The 18502-nt window shown below is 34.5% G+C and carries 23 protein-coding genes; 7 read left to right on the plus strand and 16 right to left on the minus strand.

The genetic code is table 11. From position 1 onward, the window contains the following. The first annotated feature begins 8 nt into the window (after nucleotides 1-8). Complete coding sequence (locus tag SIB89_RS01810) at nucleotides 9-2249, plus strand: DNA topoisomerase 3 (RefSeq protein WP_412560919.1); 2241 nt, start codon at nucleotides 9-11, stop codon at nucleotides 2247-2249. A 39-nt stretch (nucleotides 2250-2288) separates the two neighbouring features. Here SIB89_RS01810 and SIB89_RS01815 read toward each other — a convergent pair whose 3' ends face one another. The 4 genes from SIB89_RS01815 to SIB89_RS01830 all read right to left on the minus strand — a co-directional run bounded on the left by SIB89_RS01815 (nucleotide 2289) and on the right by SIB89_RS01830 (nucleotide 6379). After that, nucleotides 2289-2762, minus strand: coding sequence for a GyrI-like domain-containing protein (locus SIB89_RS01815; protein ID WP_412560920.1), 474 nt, complete (start codon nucleotides 2760-2762; stop codon nucleotides 2289-2291). 67 nt (nucleotides 2763-2829) lie between these two features. Then, nucleotides 2830-3285 (minus strand): cold-shock protein, encoded by a 456-nt coding sequence (locus tag SIB89_RS01820; protein WP_412560921.1) that lies wholly within the window; start codon nucleotides 3283-3285, stop codon nucleotides 2830-2832. Nucleotides 3286-3447: 162 nt separating this feature from the next. Beyond that, on the minus strand, nucleotides 3448-3909 hold the full coding sequence (locus tag SIB89_RS01825) for a DUF4251 domain-containing protein (RefSeq protein WP_412560922.1): 462 nt from the start codon (nucleotides 3907-3909) through the stop codon (nucleotides 3448-3450). A 1-nt stretch (nucleotide 3910) separates the two neighbouring features. After that, nucleotides 3911-6379 (minus strand): zinc-dependent metalloprotease, encoded by a 2469-nt coding sequence (locus SIB89_RS01830; RefSeq protein ID WP_412560923.1) that lies wholly within the window; start codon nucleotides 6377-6379, stop codon nucleotides 3911-3913. 133 nt (nucleotides 6380-6512) lie between these two features. Here SIB89_RS01830 and SIB89_RS01835 point away from each other — a divergent pair, with 133 nt between their 5' ends. Then, the gene (locus SIB89_RS01835; protein ID WP_155087472.1) at nucleotides 6513-6812 is read left to right on the plus strand and encodes a DUF3817 domain-containing protein; all 300 of its coding nucleotides are present in this window, start codon (nucleotides 6513-6515) and stop codon (nucleotides 6810-6812) included. Then, entirely contained in the window at nucleotides 6799-8037 is a 1239-nt protein-coding gene (locus SIB89_RS01840; RefSeq protein ID WP_412560924.1) for a mechanosensitive ion channel family protein, read from the plus strand. The genes SIB89_RS01835 and SIB89_RS01840 overlap by 14 nt, the downstream gene beginning before the upstream one ends. Here the strand turns inward: SIB89_RS01840 and SIB89_RS01845 are convergent. Both SIB89_RS01845 and SIB89_RS01850 read right to left on the minus strand, forming a co-directional pair. Continuing rightward, nucleotides 8034-8426, minus strand: a complete 393-nt coding sequence (locus tag SIB89_RS01845; protein ID WP_412560925.1) for an acyl-CoA thioesterase — start codon at nucleotides 8424-8426, stop codon at nucleotides 8034-8036. The genes SIB89_RS01840 and SIB89_RS01845 overlap by 4 nt on opposite strands. 42 nt (nucleotides 8427-8468) lie before the next feature. Continuing rightward, nucleotides 8469-9362, minus strand: a complete 894-nt coding sequence (locus SIB89_RS01850; RefSeq protein ID WP_412560926.1) for a DUF72 domain-containing protein — start codon at nucleotides 9360-9362, stop codon at nucleotides 8469-8471. A 178-nt stretch (nucleotides 9363-9540) separates the two neighbouring features. Here SIB89_RS01850 and SIB89_RS01855 point away from each other — a divergent pair, with 178 nt between their 5' ends. Then, nucleotides 9541-9957 (plus strand): glyoxalase, encoded by a 417-nt coding sequence (locus tag SIB89_RS01855; RefSeq protein WP_412560927.1) that lies wholly within the window; start codon nucleotides 9541-9543, stop codon nucleotides 9955-9957. Here the strand turns inward: SIB89_RS01855 and SIB89_RS01860 are convergent. The 5 genes from SIB89_RS01860 to SIB89_RS01880 all read right to left on the minus strand — a co-directional run bounded on the left by SIB89_RS01860 (nucleotide 9954) and on the right by SIB89_RS01880 (nucleotide 13085). After that, nucleotides 9954-10631 carry a DUF2461 domain-containing protein gene (locus SIB89_RS01860; protein ID WP_412560928.1) on the minus strand — a complete coding sequence of 226 codons (678 nt, stop codon included), beginning with the start codon at nucleotides 10629-10631 and terminating at the stop codon, nucleotides 9954-9956. The two genes, SIB89_RS01855 and SIB89_RS01860, sit on opposite strands and share 4 nt — an antisense overlap. 74 nt (nucleotides 10632-10705) lie before the next feature. Continuing rightward, on the minus strand, nucleotides 10706-11266 hold the full coding sequence (locus SIB89_RS01865; RefSeq protein WP_412560929.1) for a hypothetical protein: 561 nt from the start codon (nucleotides 11264-11266) through the stop codon (nucleotides 10706-10708). A 50-nt stretch (nucleotides 11267-11316) separates the two neighbouring features. After that, nucleotides 11317-11481, minus strand: a complete 165-nt coding sequence (locus tag SIB89_RS01870) for a DUF1328 domain-containing protein (protein ID WP_155087464.1) — start codon at nucleotides 11479-11481, stop codon at nucleotides 11317-11319. A 143-nt stretch (nucleotides 11482-11624) separates the two neighbouring features. Then, the gene (locus SIB89_RS01875) at nucleotides 11625-12527 is read right to left on the minus strand and encodes a mechanosensitive ion channel family protein (RefSeq protein ID WP_412560930.1); all 903 of its coding nucleotides are present in this window, start codon (nucleotides 12525-12527) and stop codon (nucleotides 11625-11627) included. 54 nt (nucleotides 12528-12581) lie between these two features. After that, nucleotides 12582-13085 carry a Dps family protein gene (locus SIB89_RS01880; protein ID WP_412560931.1) on the minus strand — a complete coding sequence of 168 codons (504 nt, stop codon included), beginning with the start codon at nucleotides 13083-13085 and terminating at the stop codon, nucleotides 12582-12584. A 247-nt stretch (nucleotides 13086-13332) separates the two neighbouring features. Here SIB89_RS01880 and SIB89_RS01885 point away from each other — a divergent pair, with 247 nt between their 5' ends. After that, complete coding sequence (locus SIB89_RS01885) at nucleotides 13333-13554, plus strand: hypothetical protein (protein WP_155087696.1); 222 nt, start codon at nucleotides 13333-13335, stop codon at nucleotides 13552-13554. 164 nt (nucleotides 13555-13718) lie between these two features. Then, the gene (locus SIB89_RS01890; protein ID WP_412560932.1) at nucleotides 13719-14153 is read left to right on the plus strand and encodes a hypothetical protein; all 435 of its coding nucleotides are present in this window, start codon (nucleotides 13719-13721) and stop codon (nucleotides 14151-14153) included. Nucleotides 14154-14204: 51 nt separating this feature from the next. Here the strand turns inward: SIB89_RS01890 and truA are convergent, their stop codons facing one another. Continuing rightward, nucleotides 14205-14990 (minus strand): tRNA pseudouridine(38-40) synthase TruA, encoded by a 786-nt coding sequence (truA, locus tag SIB89_RS01895; RefSeq protein ID WP_412560933.1) that lies wholly within the window; start codon nucleotides 14988-14990, stop codon nucleotides 14205-14207. Nucleotides 14991-15116: 126 nt separating this feature from the next. Here truA and SIB89_RS01900 point away from each other — a divergent pair, with 126 nt between their 5' ends. Further along, the gene (locus SIB89_RS01900; RefSeq protein WP_412560934.1) at nucleotides 15117-15560 is read left to right on the plus strand and encodes a toxin-antitoxin system YwqK family antitoxin; all 444 of its coding nucleotides are present in this window, start codon (nucleotides 15117-15119) and stop codon (nucleotides 15558-15560) included. Here the strand turns inward: SIB89_RS01900 and hisIE are convergent, their stop codons facing one another. The 4 genes from hisIE to hisH all read right to left on the minus strand — a co-directional run bounded on the left by hisIE (nucleotide 15561) and on the right by hisH (nucleotide 18478). Next, the gene (gene hisIE, locus SIB89_RS01905) at nucleotides 15561-16160 is read right to left on the minus strand and encodes a bifunctional phosphoribosyl-AMP cyclohydrolase/phosphoribosyl-ATP diphosphatase HisIE (RefSeq protein ID WP_412560935.1); all 600 of its coding nucleotides are present in this window, start codon (nucleotides 16158-16160) and stop codon (nucleotides 15561-15563) included. It lies immediately after the preceding gene. Nucleotides 16161-16264: 104 nt separating this feature from the next. After that, entirely contained in the window at nucleotides 16265-17020 is a 756-nt protein-coding gene (hisF, locus tag SIB89_RS01910; RefSeq protein ID WP_412560936.1) for an imidazole glycerol phosphate synthase subunit HisF, read from the minus strand. A 36-nt stretch (nucleotides 17021-17056) separates the two neighbouring features. After that, a complete protein-coding gene (gene hisA / locus SIB89_RS01915; protein WP_412560937.1) occupies nucleotides 17057-17800 on the minus strand; it encodes a 1-(5-phosphoribosyl)-5-[(5-phosphoribosylamino)methylideneamino]imidazole-4-carboxamide isomerase in 744 nt (247 codons plus the stop codon). A gap of 96 nt (nucleotides 17801-17896) precedes the next feature. Beyond that, on the minus strand, nucleotides 17897-18478 hold the full coding sequence (hisH, locus tag SIB89_RS01920) for an imidazole glycerol phosphate synthase subunit HisH (protein ID WP_273290376.1): 582 nt from the start codon (nucleotides 18476-18478) through the stop codon (nucleotides 17897-17899). Between the last annotated feature and the right edge of the window lie 24 nt (nucleotides 18479-18502).

Consider the following 18502-nt stretch of genomic DNA (forward strand, 5'->3'; position numbering starts at 1 on the left):
GCTTCCTTTTGAAAGTTTGTATAGCCGAAAAACCAAGTGTAGCAAGAGAAATTGCAGCAGTATTAGGAGCCAACACCAAGCGTGATGGTTACTTTGAAGGTAATGGTTATGCGGTAACTTACACTTTTGGACATCTCTGTACCTTATATGAACCTGTAGATTACAAACCGTATTGGAAAAGCTGGGACTTGAACAACTTGCCGATGCTTCCTGAAAAATTTCAGGTTAAGGTTGCTGATAATGAAGGTATAAAAAAGCAATTCAATATTGTAAAATCACTTTTTGATAAAGCCGAAGTTGTTATAAACTGTGGTGATGCTGGCCAGGAAGGTGAATTGATTCAGCGTTGGGTGATTAATGAAGCTAACTACAAAGGTAAGGTACAACGCTTATGGATTTCATCCTTAACCACAGAAGCTATAAAAGAAGGTTTTAAAAATCTGAAATCCTCAAAGGATTATGACAATCTGTATTATGCTGGATTTTCTCGATCTATAGGAGATTGGCTTCTTGGTATTAATGCTACACGATTATATACTGTAAAGCATGGTGGTTACAAACAGGTACTTTCGGTAGGACGTGTACAGACTCCTACTCTTGCCATGTTGGTAAATCGTTTTAAAGAGATTGAAAACTTTGTACCACAGCCTTATTGGGAACTACAAACCTTATATAGAGACACCTTATTTAGTTATGAAGAAGGTCGATTTCTTAAGATGGAAGATGGCGAGATTTTAGCCAACAAGGTAAAAGAGCACGAGTTTGAAATTGTTTCCATCACCAAAAAGAAAGGTACTGAATATGCTCCAAAGCTATTTGACCTTACAGGTTTGCAAGTGTATTGCAATACTAAGTTTGGGTTTTCGGCAGATGAGACCTTAAAAATAGCTCAAAAGTTATATGAAAAAAAAGCGGTTACTTACCCGAGAGTTGACACCACGTTTTTACCAAATGATGTGTATCCAAAAGTAAAAGGTATTTTATCTAAACTTACTGATTACTCGAACTTTACAGCACCTTTATTAACTAAAAAAATTAAGAAGTCTGCTAAGGTATTTAACGATAAAAAAGTAACCGATCACCATGCTATAATCCCAACCGGAATACAGACCCATTTGCAATACAATGAGCAACAAGTTTATGACATTATTGTAAAGCGTTTTATAGCAGTTTTTTATGAGGATTGTAAAGTCTCTAACACAACAGTCATTGGAAAGGCAGCTGATGTCAATTTTAAAACCACAGGCAAAGAGATTTTATCCAAAGGTTGGCGTGTTGTATTTGAGAAACAAGACACTTCGACTGCGCTCAGTGTGACAAAAGATAATATATTACCAACTTTTGTCAAAGGTGAAAAAGGACCACATAAGCCTTCGTTTTTAGAAAAGCAGACCAAGCCACCAAAACAATATACAGAAGCCTCTCTCCTACGTGCCATGGAAACCGCTGGCAAGCAAGTAGATGATGATGAGCTACGGGATTTAATGAAAGAGAATGGTATTGGCAGACCATCAACACGTGCTAATATCATTGAAACGCTGTTTAAACGTAAATATATAAAACGCAACAAAAAGCAGATATTACCTACGATAACTGGTATTCAACTTATTGACACCATACAAAATGAATTGCTAAAATCTGCCGAATTAACCGGAACTTGGGAAAAGCAATTAAAGGATATTGAAAAAGGTAAAATTAGCGCCAATGCCTTTATTAAAGGGATGAAACGCATGGTTGATGCCTTGGTTTATGAAGTGAGAAGTGAGAAAGTGCAAACACGGATTTCTGCAGTAAATAATAAACCCGTAGGAAAATCGAAGTCGAAATCGAAAGGAAAAACAAAAGCTAAAAATTTAGTGGGCAGTAAATGTCCAAAGTGCAAATCTGGTCAGCTTATAAAAGGGAAATCGGCTTACGGTTGTAGCCTTTATGGTAAGTCTTGTGATTTCACATTGCCTTTTAAGTTTGGCGAGAAAACCATTTCTGAAAATCAGTACATTCGGTTATTGAGCAAAGGTTCTACCGTAAACTTAAAAGGGTTTAAGATAAATGGTGAATCCACTGAAGGTTTATTACGCTTTGATGATGCTTTTAAACTAAAGCTAGAGCCCAAACAAACCACTAAGAAAGCAGTTGTAAAAGCTGGTGATGCATGCCCAAAATGTAAAACAGGTAAAATATTAAAAGGTAAAACCGCTTTTGGTTGTAGTAATTACAAAGTTGGTTGTGATTATCGGGTGAGTTTTTAAATTTTATTCCGATGTTTTACTTGATGCTAAATAGGAATCTTATAAGTTACTGCCCTCAATAATTGGCACATAAAAATCCTCCTCAGAGTCTGGGCTTCCGTTTTTGTACTTCGCTCCCATAATTTGAAAATGTGGTCTATCATCGATTTGATGCCCAGAATTCGGTAGCCATTCCGTCATGATGCGTTGATACGTTGCACCAGCATCCATGCCTTTATGAAGGAAGACAGCGTACAAACCGCTGGGAATGGTGTAAGACATCATACCTCCTGGTATATTCTTGATTTCTTTAACTTCGGCACATGCCCATATATCAAAAGGCTGGTTAAAATTACCAAAATCCTTATACTCTTGCATAGCAATTAACTCATCATTTACCCAATTACCAACTTCTTCTTTTCGAGGCATAAATTGTTTCCAAAGCGCAATAATACTTTCCATCTGATGCCTTAGCATATGGCTTTTCATGCCAATGAGTTTTTTTTCTTGTATGGTAACTATTCTTGGATTCATAAACTTGTTGGGTGTAAAAAAGCCACTATCTAAGATAATGGCTTTATGTTATTTTCAAAGTGTATTGTTATGCTTTTTTTACTTTCACGGCATTCATGCCACGTTGTCCTTTTTCAAGTTCAAAAGTGACTTTATCATTTTCAACAATATCGTCTATAATATTACTGACGTGCGTAAAATGCTTTTCGTTAGTTTCTGTATCTATAATAAATCCGAACCCTTTAGAGCTATCATAAAATGACACTTTACCATTTCTAACTGGGTCAAATTCTTCGTCAGAATCTTCTTTTTGAGGTACGCCAAGTACAATGTTTTTGGCTTTTACCTTGATTTTCATTGAAGGATCTGGTGGAGTGTCCGTAAGGTTTCCATTGTGGTCCACATATGCCAAAGGAATACCTGTGGTTCCGCTTTCTTCTTTTTCGAGTTTGCGCGCTTCCATCTTCTTACGCTTTTCCTCTCGCTTTTTTAATCGTTTTTTTTCTTTTTCGCTTTTACTAAATGTCTGTTGTGATCTACCCATTCGTTGTTTTAAAAATTAATATATGCTTGCTTATGAAAATATATAATGCAAACAAGTTAATTTACTTAACAATGAATCGTATTAAAAACCAGAAAAGATAACGTAGAAAATGTTACTAGTGTGGTGTGGTATCTTCAATAAACTTGTGGCAAATATACAATTTTATCTACTTTGTACTTTACCGACCTGCGTAATGTTATTAACACTAGACTTTATGGCTAAAAATGCATTACCATTTGGTTTTATGTCTATATAAACTTTTATGTCATCTACAGTAAACTCAATCGCTATTTCTTGGGCATCATCATCAAAGTTAACATTGTAATTTGTAATTTTCCCATTAACATTAATTGCTTCATCTTTAGCATATAAAGCAGATGCAAATCCTGAAACTTCACTTTGGTTTACAGCTATATTATTCGTAGCACTATCTAATTTCTCTCTCTTTTTATTATTGTACACAAAATCTCCGACAAACTTATAATCTTTGGACTGTACCAAAGCTTTCATCTCATTGTATGTAGATTGAAACTTCTCTTTTTGTGTTGTTTTAGATTGGGCACAACTTAGGCTTGTCGCCGTAAATCCGAACAATAGTGTTAGTATGAATAAATATTTTTTCATTTTATTTTGGTTCAAAAAGGTTATTAATTCTTTCTATACAATCTCTATAATGGTATTTGGTTTCAGTGTTAACCGATGCTCTAACTGCTGAATTTAATACTTGTTTCAATTGGTTAAGCTCTCCTCTTACCAAAGCCCTTACATCAGACTGATTAACATCAAAATACTGTCTGCTACGTCTAGGGTCTAATTTTTCTGTCATTAGGTACTCCATTCTATCTAAATAAACGCGCTGTAAGTTACGTCTAAAAACTGATACGTTAGCTCCAGAGCGTGTCTCTTTCCATAAGCCTAAACGTATATCTTTAAGCATATTTAAAGCAGAATAATTATCACCATCCATGGTATGATGATCAATAAGTCTGCCAATGCGCTCAAAATTCAATAAATTGTTCAGGTGACGGCTTTGCAAGCGTCTTAGTTGCTCAGTATATCCTGCATAGTTTATATTTTGAAGAATTGATCTATCGATTAACCACTCAGGTGTTTCAAACGCATTTTTATGCAACCATTTAATCGCATCCTTTTGATAGGCTTTATCTACAGGATTATAAACCATACCCTCTTGTGACGGATTTTTAGTGTCTTCTACTACTCCACCGACATGGGCAACCACATGGCCAACATAGCGACTCCATACTCCAAGTAGCTCTCCGTAAAGTTCCTCTAAATCTTCATAATTATCGGTTTGATCACTTGTCCAGCTTGGTAAATTTTTAGCAACATATTTTAGATTCTTTAAGCCGTATGTACTGGCTTTTATGCTATTATTGCCAATATCCTCAGTTTGTGCAGTTGGGTCAAAACGGCTACTTTGTTTGCCAAATTTATATTTTGGATCACCAGCTTTTTCCATAATCCAACGATTCAATATTTCTTTTTCATCGTCAGCTGAATTTGCTTCTGGGATATAGCGGTAACCAAAATTGATGGCATAATCGTCATAAGGTCCCAATTGTCTCACAAATCTAATATTTTCATCACCTGGTTGTGCAATGTAATTATAGCGTGCGTAATCCATGATGGTTGCTGCGATACCATTTTTTTGGGTAAAGTCACCATCTCTATAACTCTCAACATCATAGGCATAACTGGCACTCATGTTGTGTGGTAAACCTAAGGTATGCCCAACTTCGTGCGCAATTACCATTTTCATCATTTCACCGATTTCATCATCTGGAGTATTCAGTGTTCTTGCAGATGGATTTGCTGCACCAGTTTCTAATAAATAACGGTTTCTGTAAGAGCGTAAATGGTTGTGATACCAAATAATATCACTTTCTATGATTTCACCACTTCGAGGGTCAGAGACACTTGGTCCTGTGGCATTACGCGTCGTACTTGCTACGTAACGTACTACCGAGTAACGAATGTCTTCTGGACTAAACTCTGGGTCTTCTTCTTTGGTTGGCGGATCTTTGGCGATGATGGCATTTTTAAAGCCTGCTGCTTCAAATGCTGTTTGCCATAGTTCTATACCTTCCTTCATGTATGAACGAAATTTTTCAGGAGTCGCAGGATCCAAATAATACACAATCGGTTTTACAGGCTCCACAAGCTCACCTCTTTTATAAGCTTCAATGTCTTTTGGAATTAATTTCCAACGTCTTAAGTAAGTTTTTCTATCTGCTTTAAGTTCGTCACTTCCATAATCGTATTGACTGAGTGTAAACCAACCTACTCTCTCATCAAAATAACGCGGTTGCATTGGTTCTTCTGGCAATAAAATCATGGACTGATTAATTTGCATACTTATGGTCTCAGCACTAGAGTTACTTGGCGGTTCGGCTGCGTTGTAGGTAAAATCCTGAACGACTTCGATATTTTCAGGATAGCTCCTCACAGAATTAATGAAACTTCTGGATTTATCAAGACTTCGCACCTTATATTGCTTTCTAAAGGACGAAGGCAAGCCGCTAATTGCTTTAACGTCTGAGTCGTAAAATTTAGTAACATCAATCACTATAGCAGATGAGTCTTTAGAAAATGCCGCGATATCAAACGCATATAATGTTGGCTCATAATTATTAGCCCTAACCGACACATTAATTGGCAAACTATCTGCAGCTACAGCGCTAGATGACTTTTCCTTTATGAGTATTTTGTCCTTAAAGCGTTCCCAATTGATCATTCGGGTATTAATTTTTGTACCAGCATTTACATAGCCTCCACCCAAATTTGAAGGCAATTTTGCTAATCTGCTCACCAATAGCATATCCGTATTAAGGTATTCCACTGGTATTTCGTAATAGTACTTCTCCCCTACCAAATGCACATCGAACAACCCTTCGTCAGTTTTGGCATCTTTGGTAATCACCTTATCATAATCCTTAATTTTTCCGTTTTTCTTTTTTGGTGTTTGTGCATTTGCCGTTGCTGCTTGTGGTGTTTTTGATTTAGATGCTTTTTCAGTTGTAGCACATGAAAAAACGACTAATGTGCAAAGCGTTATGGCGAAGAAATTTTTCATATTGGGATAAGTGTTTTTTAGTTGAGACTTTAAAGATAAATAATTGAATCGTAGTTGCAATTTATTTCTTAAAAGCTGTTAAAATACTATGGTTATTCCTCCATTCTAAAGTACTTTTGCATAAAATGAAATTATGTTAAAGCTACTTCCTGTTTTTAGAATTGTTACCTTACTCGAAGGGGTTTCTTATATCCTTTTATTATTTGTAGCAACACCTATAAAATATTTTGGCAATGATCCGCAGTATGTAAAATTATTGGGTATGCCACATGGCTTATTGTTTATTGCTTACATCATATTAGCGATTCTCATCAGTAAGGATATGAAATGGAACAATAGAACATTGCGCACTGTATTACTGGCTTCTATCATTCCTTTTGCCACATTTTATGTAGAAAAGAAATTCTTAAGGAAATCAAATGCAAAACATTAAACATTTTATCTACGATTTTTTGATAGACAAGGGTTTTTCTGAAACCACAGCCATCTATCTTAATATGCTGGGTTTATTATTGGCACTTTTGTTAATAGCATTTGTTGTGGATTACGTCACCAAGCGATTACTCTGGAAATTTTCTTCAGGAGTCGCTAAACGTACCAAAACCGATTTTGATGATATCTTAATCCGAAATAAGCTTCCTAGAGCAGTTGCACATATTATTCCGCTCATCATTTTAATTGAATTTGTGCCTCAGGTTTTTTTCGATTTTGAATTTACAGAATCAATAGTGGAAGACACATTGAAAGTTATCGCGATAGTGCTGGCGCTACAAATCATTAGAAGACTTCTTCACTCTATTAGAGACTATTTAAAAACCTTACCACAATATCGGGACAAACCTGTTGATAGTTATATACAGGTCTTTATGATTTTTGCATGGTTATTGGGACTATTTTCCATTATAGCCATAGTCACAGGGATTTCATTCCTAAAATTTGCTGCGTCTCTTGGTGCTGCATCCGCTGTTATTATTTTGATCTTTAAGGATACCATCCTTGGTTTTGTGGCAAGCATCCAAGTCTCCATTAACGATATGGTGCGTATTGGCGATTGGATCACTTTTGAAAAATATGGCGCTGATGGTGATGTTACAGAAATCAATTTGGCAACAGTAAAAGTGCAGAATTGGGATATGACCATTACAACCATACCTACCTATGCCTTAATTTCGGATTCGTTTAAGAACTGGCGAGGAATGATGGCTTCTGGTGGACGACGCATTAAACGTTCCGTAATTGTTAAGGTTTCAACCATTAGATTTTTAACTGCGGAGGATGTCGAGGAATTGAAGAAGATTCAATTGGTAACCGATTATCTAAATTCCATTTCTACAAAAATAGAAGCCCAAAATAAGGAAAGTGGTGCCGACAAATCTTTGCTTATCAATGGTGTAAATCTCACCAATTTTGGTGTGTTTAGAAAGTATCTACAGACCTATATTGAAAATCATTCTGCCATTAACAAAGATATGACTTTTATGGTACGACAGTTAGAGCCTACTCCACAAGGTATCCCTATGGAAATTTATGCCTTTAGTAAAGACCAGCGCTGGGTGAACTATGAATATATTATCGGAGATATTTTTGATCATGTTTTAGCTTCTGTTAAATACTTTGGTCTTGAGATTTATGAGCTCTCATTAAACCCACAAGCTTAACCATTTTTTAATCGATCCTTAACAAACTCAATTTCCGTTTTACCATGTGGTACAGGTTTGCCGTCTTCACCAAGGTTAACCATAATAATGTTATCTACAGTTAAGATGGTTTCTCTTGTCATCTTGTTTCTGGCTTCACATTTCATGGTAATAGATGTTTTGCCAAATTTGGTGACCTCGATGCCGATCTCAACGATATCTCCTTTTTTGGCTGATGCCATAAAATTGATTTCTGAGATATACTTGGTGACTATCTTGGAGTTTTCTAATTGAATAATTGTGTATAAAGCAGCTTCTTCGTCTATCCAAGCTAACAATTGCCCTCCGAACAAGGTGCCATTGGGATTTAGGTCTTCGGGTTTTACCCATTTTCTGGTATGGAATCTCATCAATAGTAATTAGTATTAAGTAGTTAGTACAAAGTAACCTATTTAAAGTAGTGTTTGTTGTGGATCAGAACCATCATTTGGTATTTTTAGCTCCGCTCCTAAATTGTCATTAAGTTGTTTTATAAAATAGGCTGAAAGCAAAGGTGATTCTTTTTCAATGTTTTGGTGGACAAAGAAATCTATTTCTTCAATGCCATTGTCTTTCCAAATTTTTAAACGTTCTACCCAATCATCTAATCTGGTGTAATCGCTTTTATGGTTGGCACCTACGTAGCGTATAAATGCTCTAGAGTTGGTTAATCGCATATGCATTAAATCTCTTCTGCCTGCACTATCTACAATTACGTTGGAAATATTGTTTTCTTCAAGCAATTGATATAAATCTTTAGCAATGGTTTTGTCATTGTACCAATCTGTGTGTCTAAACTCAATAGCCAATGGTACTTCTTTTGGCCAACTTTCAGTAAAATTCACCACACGATCAAAATCCTTAGGTGCAAAGTTGCTGTGCATTTGTAAAAATATACAGCCTAACTTTTCTTTTAAATTGATGGCACTGTTAAGGTAGTTGTCTACAACTGGATTGATGTCCTCGTTGAGACGTTTCCAATGGCTGATTTCCTGACTCAGTTTTGGAAAAAACTTAAAATTATCTGGTGTTTTATCGTACCACTTTTCAAACTGTTCTGGTGGAAATATTCTATAGAATGTAGCATTGAGTTCGATGGAATTGAATTGACGCGAATAGTATTCCAGTTCATCTTTTGTGCCTCTTGGGTAAAAACCTTTTAAATCGGCTTTATTCCATTTAGCACAACCAACAAACACATTAAACTTGTCCGATGGGTTTTTCCGCAAGGTCTTTAAGGTGTCAGGATGGTCTGGCGGTAAGGTAAAATCAATATCACCTGGATTATCAACACTTCCGAATTTCATATTTAAAAGTTTTACTCAAAGATAAAGTTAAAAGGCTATTTATGAATTAAAAGATATAGGATTTTCCTATCCTAAAATCATCAATGTTAATAACACCGTTAACAACATAAATGAGCTTAAAGCTATAGCTGTAAGTTAATACTTAAATTTAATTCCGAATTAAATAAATTACTTAACCATGTCAACCCGAACTGAAAATCTACTGGCCATTAGACCTGTTATTCTTTCTGCAAAAATTTATGATTCTATGAGTTCTGAAGAGTTATTTCAGAATAAAACACTGCGTCCGATTATTAAAATGCAGCACGATTTGATCGTTGCCGTATTCAACAATTATATTGTTAAGCGTAAGAATGTATTTTACGATTTAACACTGCAGAAACAGTTGGCTTATATTGACAATACCATACATAAGGATATGAAGTTTAGAAACTCTGTAAAAGGAATGATTATAGGTCAATTTACCACAGAGGAATATGCGCTGTACATTGAAAATTCATCTGCATTGAACAAGCGCATGATGAATATTGTAAAAGAACGCCTTATTGACAGCGTTCAGCTTTTTACAAAACCAAAAGTTTTACAGGCTGTTTAAAGCAAAGATTCACCATTAAGATTAGTGGTGAGCACATCGCTCATATAATCAAAGTAAGGTCGTATTTTTTTAAAATCGTCATTGACCTCTTCTAAAAAACCTTCAGCAATAACGTCTTTGTCTTTATATTTCTTTGTAAAGATGAATTGCTTTCTACGGATTAAATCTATCGCTGGATGCTCTTTATCAAATCCCTTTGGTGCTGTCTTTAGTTCATCGCCAACAAATCCGCCCCAAGTTTCTTTAAAAGCTTTATCACTTAGGATAGTTCGCATCTCGCTATCATCCATTTCAAACTCTTTTCTAATACGCAAAAGGTCTTCTTTGTTTGGTTCCCAAAAACCTGTAGCTATAAACGACTCGTCATTGGGCTGAATATGCAAATAATAACCACCTCTTAATTCTGGTTTTTTCCTTGCGAACGAACCACCAAAATGAGTTTTATAAGGTAATTTGTTTTTAGAAAACCGTACGTCTCTATAGATTCTAAAGATTTTTATTTTTTCAATCTGATCATGCGAATTCATCAACTCGCCCAAATAGTTATAAGCCGCTTTCACCTTAGTCTCAATAGCTTTAAACTCTGGTTTATGTTCATTAAACCAATCTCTATCATTGTTCGTAGCTAGCTTTTTAAAAAATATAAGGGTTTCTTTTGGTATAGTTGTGCTCATGGATTTTTCGGTTTGCATAAAAATAAGGAAAAGCCATCAACTTGATGGCTTTTGCAAATACATAATGGTACTGATTACAGCTTACTATCGTTAAATTTTTTAACGATCAACGTTCCTTTATCATCGTAATATTCTATTACGAACATACCGTTTCTAAAGTATCCAATTCCTGAATAATCTCCTGTTTCTAAGAGATATACGTCGGCATTATTAGAGAATCTAGCATTTGCTAAAGTCTCATTAGACTCCTTTTCACTAATTTCGAAACCTGTATCGGTCGGATTGAACGCGTAGGTTTTTCCATCGTGCTGGTAAAAAGTTAATTCTGATTGACTATCATAAAATGGATCTTCATCATTATCAATATAAATTACTTTTGATACCTTAGTTGCAGGAAAAACTCTCGGTGCATTAATAGTACCCTCATAACTTGGATCAGTCTTTATTTTTTGCTCTTTAGTAGTTTTGATCATAACTTTTTTCTGCACCATCTCACCATTTTCCATAACGTTGATGATTTTGGTTTTAGTTACAACCATTTTATCTTTGTTCGTTTTGTCTGTTTCTTCTTTTTTTTCTTGGGCTTGCATGCCAACGAAAGCAACAAGTGCCAATGCAAATATTTTAAATTTCATGTTTTATTTTATTTTTAGTTAAACTAATAATTATTCCAGAAAGATTTTCTCTAGACTTTTTTAGTGGAGCCTCTTAAAAGTGAAATTATAAATAGTACTAGAAATACAAAAAATAAGATTTTCGCAATTCCTGCAGATGCTCCTGCTATGCCGCCAAATCCTAGAATTCCGGCGATGATTGCAATAATTACAAATGTGATTGTCCAACGTAACATATCATTATAGCTTTAAATGATTAGTATTTTAATTTGTTCTGATTTTCAGAACCTTACGTAGCTAATATCGTAATGATATAGCGAATGCGTTTGCTCTTATCAAATTAGTTTTAGCTTATTTCTAAGAACAAATCGTTAATTCTTTAATTTTTGTTAAAATCCCCTTTATTATTTGGAGTCTCAATATTTAGTTGATTGTCAAACTGTAGTGTTCTTATAGGGAAAGGGATATTAATATCTTCCTTATCGTAAGCTTTTTTAATCTCAATTATAGCTTTGGTCTTAGCTTTTAGCTTCTCTAGCATACTTTCGGCATCAATCCAAAATCTGCAAAGATAGTTTATAGAACTACCACCGAATTCAGTGTAGTAAAACTCTACGTCCTCAGGTTTTTCAACCTGGTCAAAAGTATTTGCAATTACCTCCTTTGTCAACTGCTCTACTTTTTCAAGGTCGGACTCATACCCTACACCACATTCTAAAAAGACTCTCATCTTTGTAGTTAGTGAGTAGTTTTTAAGAGGGTTATCTAAAATGGTCTTATTAGGAATGACAACGATATTGTTATCTGATTCTTTTAGAGTAAAATCTTTTAAATTGATATCCATTACTTCACCAGAATATCCCGTAGTTTCTACCCAGTCACCGATACGAATTTTCTTTCTAAAAGACAGTATTAGCCCTGCAAATGTATTGGCCAAAGTGCCTTGTAATGCTAAACCTATAGCTAAACCTACAACACCAGCACCAGCAAGCAATGAGGTTAATGCTTTACCTAAGTTCATTACTCCTAGGGCTATAAATAAACCTAAGGCCACAACTACAACAGCAGATACTCTTGCTATGGCATTTTTAATTGAATCTTGTTCAATTTTCTTAGATACCAATTTACCTACAATTTTGCTTATATATCTAGCAGCAAAAAAAGCTGCTACCATTACTAAAATTGCTAAAATAAAATTAGGTATGTATTCTATGGTTGTATTAAACCAGCCTTGTAACTTTTCAATAAGATTACCGAGGGCTTCATTAAATTGTTCTTTCATTTGTTTGTTAATATTTTATTCAATTAACTACTTTTTTTTAGAAAGTCTTAACTCTTATGCTTCTAAAACGCTCTCATTTAATTGTGATGCGGTTTCTTTTGTAAAGGCATCTAGCATCCAACTACTTTTTTCTAATTCTCTAATGTAAGCTCCTATTAGATCTATGGTTCCTTCGTCTTTAGCATTTTCCGCTTTGTCTATGACTTTAGACATCTGTGATAATAATTTGCCATGATTGTCTAAAATTGTTGTTACCATTTCTTTATCTGTTAATTTTGAAGTTGCCTCTTCAATTGATGCTGATTTTAAGTAATCCTTAAGTTTACTCAATGGATGGTAGCGCAACGTTAATATACGTTCTGCTATTTCATCTATTTTTACTCTTGCATCTGTATATAATTCTTCGAATTTATCATGCAGTTCAAAGAAATTCTCACCTAAAATATTCCAATGAAAATTTCTAAGGTTTTGATAGTAAATGTGATAATCCGCCAATAATGTATTTAGCTCTACAACTGTTGGTAATAGTTTTTCGTCTTTTATATTTAAATAGTTCATATATGAATTTTGTTTTTGGTTAAACATATACTAAATATTAATATATGGTTACTGTAGAGCCTGTCAAGCGACTTAACAAGGTTTAACGATGTGCCTGTTTTATTAACTTAAAGTTTTGTTAATGAAAGCACTAATTGTTAAAGTGATTTAACATGTTAATATCTCAGTTTGGAATAGTTAAAAATAAACTTGTATGTTGAAAGAATTTTCAGTATTATGCACAACTTTTAAAACACACATTTATTTTATGGGTAGACCAGCAACAAGACCAACAAAGTTAAAAGACGGATATTATATTGAAATCCGCAACAAAGGTTCAAAATCAGGTGTTAAGCTTTATAGTGGCACCAAATTACAGATGCATCGCGCTATAAAGATGTACGAACGATCAAAAGAAGTTATAATTCTAGGAGAATCTGTCAACGGCAAATTTGTTGACAAGGAACCAAAATTACATGTAGTAGATTAACTATATATAAATGGTATTTAAAGAAGGGTGGAAATTTTATTTCACCCTTTTTTTTGTTTATTGAAGTTGGATTAACAAATAACGTTCTAAAAATTTTTCATAAATTGTTATTCTTAATGGTAGATAATTCTGCTAAAAACTAACTAAATTAAATCAATATTATTATGACAACATCAGTTAACAAACCTCCAATTTGGTTTTGGATTGTCAGTGTTATTGCACTTATCTGGAATGGAATGGGTGTACATGGTTACTTAAGTCAAGCATACGAAACAGCAGCTTACACAGATACTTATACCACTGATCAGCTTGAAGTTATGAATAATTTACCTGCCTGGTACACAGCCCTATTTGCTATAGCAGTTTTCTCTGGCGCCTTAGGTTGTTTATTATTGTTAATTAGAAAAAAAACAGCAAAGTTATTCTTAATACTTTCATTTATAGCTGCAACTATACAGATGATCTATTTCTTATTTATCGCCGACTTAAATGGAGTAGACTTCAGTGCGAACAAGATAATGGCTTACATAATAATTGTTTTTGCTGCTTTTCTGGTTTGGTTTGCGAAGCATTCCGCTAATAAGCGTTGGATCAATTAGAAAAATAACCAACCAAATTAAAAAGGAATTAGTTTTTACTAGTTCCTTTTTTTATTCAAAATTGATGGAATGTAAAATTAGGCCTGATGCGGGAGCAATATAATTCATCACTTCAGTACTGTCATTTTGCAACGTACTTTTAATATAGTCTAGAGTTACCTCTCCTCTACCCAATTTTATAAGACAACCAAACATCAGTCTGATTTGATTACGCATAAAACCCTTTCCTTTAATTTTGAATACATATGACTTCTTTGGGAAAAAATTTGCAACGTAGATATCGTTATCTACAATAATTGAAGACTCTATTGTCCTTGTATATTCACCCTTATTTGTGGCTTTGTAGCAATAGGCTTTAAAATTGTGGGTGCCCTCAAACAGTTTAGCACCTCGTTGCATCAGCTCAACATCTAAAGGCTCTAAAATTGTCGTTAATATTGGAGCACAGAATGGATGGTTTTTTTGGCCTTCTGAAAAAACATAATGGTATTCCTTTACTTTAGAATCTTGAATAACATTAAAGTCCTTATTAACTTCTTCAATAGACAATGCTCTTATGTCTTGAGGTAAATTGTGATTGAAGAGCTCCAAGAATTCATCAAAATCTTCAATAGGTTCATTGTAAATAAAAAGTTCTAAAGCCGCTTCATTTGCCGAAACCATGGCATCCGTTCTACCTGCACCTAAAGTTTTAAATCGCGTTTCACCAAGAATATACTTCAAGGTTCTATCTATCATTAGATGAATCGTTTTTACATCGGGTTGTTTTTGCCAACCATGAAAACGATAGCCTAAGTATTGTATTTTTATGAGGTAGTAAAAACGCTTGTCAAACATTTTAACAAGAACGTTATTTTATTGAAGATAGCAAAGTGACATTTATAATTTTGAAATTATATTAGGAAATTATGAATTAACTCATCCAAATCTATTATTAATGTGTAATTAATAAAAAACATTACCATGAAAACTATTTTATCATTCACCATTTTTTTAATACTGTTTAATTTTGGATGCGCTCAAGAGGCAGAAGTAAAAAAGTTGGTCGCTATGAGCGACACATACCAAAAAGCCTATAAATACGGTTCAAAATATTACGAAGTAGGATCAGACGAACCTTTTACAGGTGTGTTATATGGAAAATATGATAATGGTAATTATATGACTATGCAAGAATATGTAGATGGTATTGGCAATGGAAAATGGATAGACTTTGATCCTTACGGAAGAAAAGTGTGTGAAGGCACCTATAAAGACAATCGTGTTGAGGGCCCTATCACATTCTATTATGAAGACGGGAGCATCAAATCAAAAGGTCAATACACGCATTGGAAACGTCCTATTGGAGAATGGACATATTATGATAAAGAAGGTAATGTCGTTTCTACAATGACCTTTACTCGCTAATTACTTTTCTCGTGACTTTAACACCTTCTCTACATCATTAAGCTTAAACCCTTTTGCTTGTAACAACATTAAATAGTGAAATAACAAGTCGGCACTTTCCTCTAAAAACAAGTCATCATTATTGTCTTTAGCTTCAATTACTACTTCCACTGCTTCCTCTCCTACTTTTTGAGCGACTTTATTAATTCCTTTGGCAAATAATGATGCTACATAAGATTTTTGGGAATCGGCATTTTTAATTCTTGAGGTGATTGTATTTTCTAATGTCGTAAGGAATCCATAAGACTGTTTGTTTTCTTCATTCCAGCAGGTGTCAGATCCTTTGTGGCATGTCGGTCCGTTTGGATTTACTAATACAAGAAGCGTATCGTTATCGCAGTCTAATTTAATATCTACGAGATTTAATACATTACCACTTTCCTCGCCTTTTGTCCAAAGTCTATTCTTAGTTCTGCTAAAGAACGTAACTAAGCCAGAAGCTTTTGTTTTTTCAAATGCTTCAGCATTCATGTAGCCCAACATAAGTACATTTTTGGTTTTAGCATCTTGAATGATTGCTGGTACTAATCCGTCTGGATTTTTATTGAAATCTATGTTCATTTTTTTGTTTTTTATCACACTGAGCGCAGTCGAAGTGCTTTTAGTATTGATCAATTTTCTTCTTTCGACTGCGCTCAAGATGACAGAAAATTGATTTGATTTAGTCATAACCTAACAGGAATACCTTCTAGTTTTAATTCTTCTTTTAAATCCTTAATTGCTATTTCACCAAAATGAAACACGCTTGCAGCTAATGCAGCATCAGCTTTTCCGTATATAAATGTATCTGCAAAATGTTTAATCGTTCCTGCTCCTCCTGAAGCTATAATCGGAATATTTACCAATTCTGATAGTTTGGCCAATGCCTCATTTGCGAATCCTGCTTTTGTTCCGTCGTGATTCATTGAGGTAAACAGGATTTCCCCAGCACCTCGTTCTTCAACCTCTTTTGCCCAGTCGAAGAGATTTAGGTCTGTCGGAATAGTTCCTCCAGCTAAATGAACAATCCACTCCTCTCCTATTTTCTTGGCATCAATTGCTACGACTATACACTGACTTCCAAATTTATCAGAAAGCTCATTGATTAATTCCGGACGCTTTACTGCCGACGAGTTTATTGACACCTTATCTGCACCACAATGCAATAAGTCATCTACATCTTCAACCGATGAAATTCCACCTCCAACCGTAAATGGTATATTAACTTGCTCTGCGACTTTTAACACCATATCGTGCATGGTTTTGCGTTTTTCCTGAGTTGCAGAAATATCTAAAAACACCAGTTCGTCAGCACCTAAGTCGGCATATTGTTTAGCCAGAACTACTGGATCACCTGCATCACGCAAATCAACAAAATTGACTCCTTTTACAGTTCTTCCGTTTTTAATGTCTAAGCATGGTACGATTCGTTTTGTAAGCATAAGCCCATCCTAGCCTTCCCAAAGGGAAGGAATATTTTAATTATTAATTATAAAATTCTCTAATTTTTTTAAACCGATTCTGTTTTCATAAATGGCCTTTCCTATAATCACACCTTCACAACCAATAGCCTCTAAGTCTTCTAAATCTTTAATGCCAGAAACTCCACCAGATGCTATAAGTTTTATGGATTGAGCTCCACTACTATTACTACATTCTGTTATTATAGTCTTATACAAATTAAGAGAAGGACCTTCTAACATTCCATCTTTTGAAATATCTGTACATATTACGTACTTAATACGTTTTCTCTGATAATCTTTTATAAACGAAACAACTTCCTCTTTACTATTATCTTGCCAACCATTAATGGCAATTTTACCGTCATTACTATCTGCTCCCAAAATTATTTTTTGCGGTCCGTATTTAGACAACCAGCCTTCAAAAGTTTCTCTATCATCTACAGCAATACTGCCACCTGTAATCTGTCTAGCACCACAATTAAAAGCTATATTTAAGTCTTCATTAGATTTTAAACCACCGCCAAAATCAATCTTTAGTGTTGTTTTAGAAGCAATTTGTTCTAGAACCTTATAGTTTACTATATGCTTAGCTTTAGCTCCATCTAAATCAACTAGATGCAAATATTCAATACCCGAAGCTTCAAAAGCCTTGGCCACTTCTAGAGGGTTTTCATTGTATATCTTCTTTGTGTCGAAATCTCCTTTGGTAAGACGAACACATTTGCCATCTATGATATCTATTGCTGGTATTATTCTCATGTCTACTTTCTGCAAAGGCAGAAATCTTATTTTAGTTAATATTTCTTTTTATTTTCTAAACACCCTTAAAGTCCCCTTAAGGGGATAATCTTGAAATTAAAGATTCAGGAAATTTTTAAGCAATTGCTCTCCTGCTTTAGAGGATTTCTCTGGATGAAACTGCACTCCAAAAAAATTGTCATTCTCTAATGCTGAAGCATATTCCAATTCGTAATCTGAAGTAGCAATGGTTTCAGTACAACTCTCTGCATAGTAACTATGTACCAAATACATATAGTCTCCTTCACTTATGTTTTTAAACAAATCTGACTTTAGATTCTTAACGGTATTCCAACCCATTTGAGGGACCTTAACATTATTTGAAAAGCGTTTTACATTTGTATTGAAAATACCAAGTCCTTTGGTATCACCTTCTTCTGTATAATTACACATCAATTGCATGCCCAAGCAAATCCCCAAAACTGGTTGTTTTAATTGTGGAATTAATTTATCCAAACCACTTTCCTTAAGCATTTTCATTGCTGAACTTGCCTCACCAACACCAGGAAAAATGACTTTATCTGCTTTTATTATTTCATCTGGATTATGAGATAATATGGCATCTATACCCAAACGCTGAAAAGCGAATTGAATACTCTTGATGTTTCCTGCACCGTAATTGATAATTATAATGTTCAAAATGTGTATTTCTCTTTAAATTTT

The organism is Winogradskyella sp. MIT101101 (genome assembly GCF_047126865.1).
In the GTDB taxonomy this organism is placed as follows: Bacteria; Bacteroidota; Bacteroidia; order Flavobacteriales; family Flavobacteriaceae; genus Winogradskyella; species Winogradskyella ouciana.

Excerpts from the sequence above, each read along its gene's own strand:
- SIB89_RS01870 (WP_155087464.1), bottom strand. The coding sequence starts at position 11,481 with ATGTTACGTTGGACAATCACATTTGTAATTATTGCAATCATCGCCGGA.
- SIB89_RS01830 (WP_412560923.1), bottom strand. The coding sequence starts at position 6,379 with ATGAAAAATTTCTTCGCCATAACGCTTTGCACATTAGTCGTTTTTTCA.
- SIB89_RS01900 (WP_412560934.1), top strand. The coding sequence starts at position 15,117 with ATGAAAACTATTTTATCATTCACCATTTTTTTAATACTGTTTAATTTT.
- hisF (WP_412560936.1), bottom strand. The coding sequence starts at position 17,020 with ATGCTTACAAAACGAATCGTACCATGCTTAGACATTAAAAACGGAAGA.
- SIB89_RS01855 (WP_412560927.1), top strand. The coding sequence starts at position 9,541 with ATGTCAACCCGAACTGAAAATCTACTGGCCATTAGACCTGTTATTCTT.
- SIB89_RS01825 (WP_412560922.1), bottom strand. The coding sequence starts at position 3,909 with ATGAAAAAATATTTATTCATACTAACACTATTGTTCGGATTTACGGCG.
- SIB89_RS01865 (WP_412560929.1), bottom strand. The coding sequence starts at position 11,266 with ATGAAATTTAAAATATTTGCATTGGCACTTGTTGCTTTCGTTGGCATG.
- SIB89_RS01875 (WP_412560930.1), bottom strand. The coding sequence starts at position 12,527 with ATGAAAGAACAATTTAATGAAGCCCTCGGTAATCTTATTGAAAAGTTA.
- SIB89_RS01885 (WP_155087696.1), top strand. The coding sequence starts at position 13,333 with ATGGGTAGACCAGCAACAAGACCAACAAAGTTAAAAGACGGATATTAT.
- SIB89_RS01815 (WP_412560920.1), bottom strand. The coding sequence starts at position 2,762 with ATGAATCCAAGAATAGTTACCATACAAGAAAAAAAACTCATTGGCATG.
- SIB89_RS01860 (WP_412560928.1), bottom strand. The coding sequence starts at position 10,631 with ATGAGCACAACTATACCAAAAGAAACCCTTATATTTTTTAAAAAGCTA.
- SIB89_RS01880 (WP_412560931.1), bottom strand. The coding sequence starts at position 13,085 with ATGAACTATTTAAATATAAAAGACGAAAAACTATTACCAACAGTTGTA.
- SIB89_RS01835 (WP_155087472.1), top strand. The coding sequence starts at position 6,513 with ATGTTAAAGCTACTTCCTGTTTTTAGAATTGTTACCTTACTCGAAGGG.
- SIB89_RS01840 (WP_412560924.1), top strand. The coding sequence starts at position 6,799 with ATGCAAAACATTAAACATTTTATCTACGATTTTTTGATAGACAAGGGT.
- SIB89_RS01850 (WP_412560926.1), bottom strand. The coding sequence starts at position 9,362 with ATGAAATTCGGAAGTGTTGATAATCCAGGTGATATTGATTTTACCTTA.
- SIB89_RS01890 (WP_412560932.1), top strand. The coding sequence starts at position 13,719 with ATGACAACATCAGTTAACAAACCTCCAATTTGGTTTTGGATTGTCAGT.
- hisIE (WP_412560935.1), bottom strand. The coding sequence starts at position 16,160 with ATGAACATAGATTTCAATAAAAATCCAGACGGATTAGTACCAGCAATC.
- hisA (WP_412560937.1), bottom strand. The coding sequence starts at position 17,800 with ATGAGAATAATACCAGCAATAGATATCATAGATGGCAAATGTGTTCGT.
- truA (WP_412560933.1), bottom strand. The coding sequence starts at position 14,990 with ATGTTTGACAAGCGTTTTTACTACCTCATAAAAATACAATACTTAGGC.
- SIB89_RS01820 (WP_412560921.1), bottom strand. The coding sequence starts at position 3,285 with ATGGGTAGATCACAACAGACATTTAGTAAAAGCGAAAAAGAAAAAAAA.
- SIB89_RS01845 (WP_412560925.1), bottom strand. The coding sequence starts at position 8,426 with ATGAGATTCCATACCAGAAAATGGGTAAAACCCGAAGACCTAAATCCC.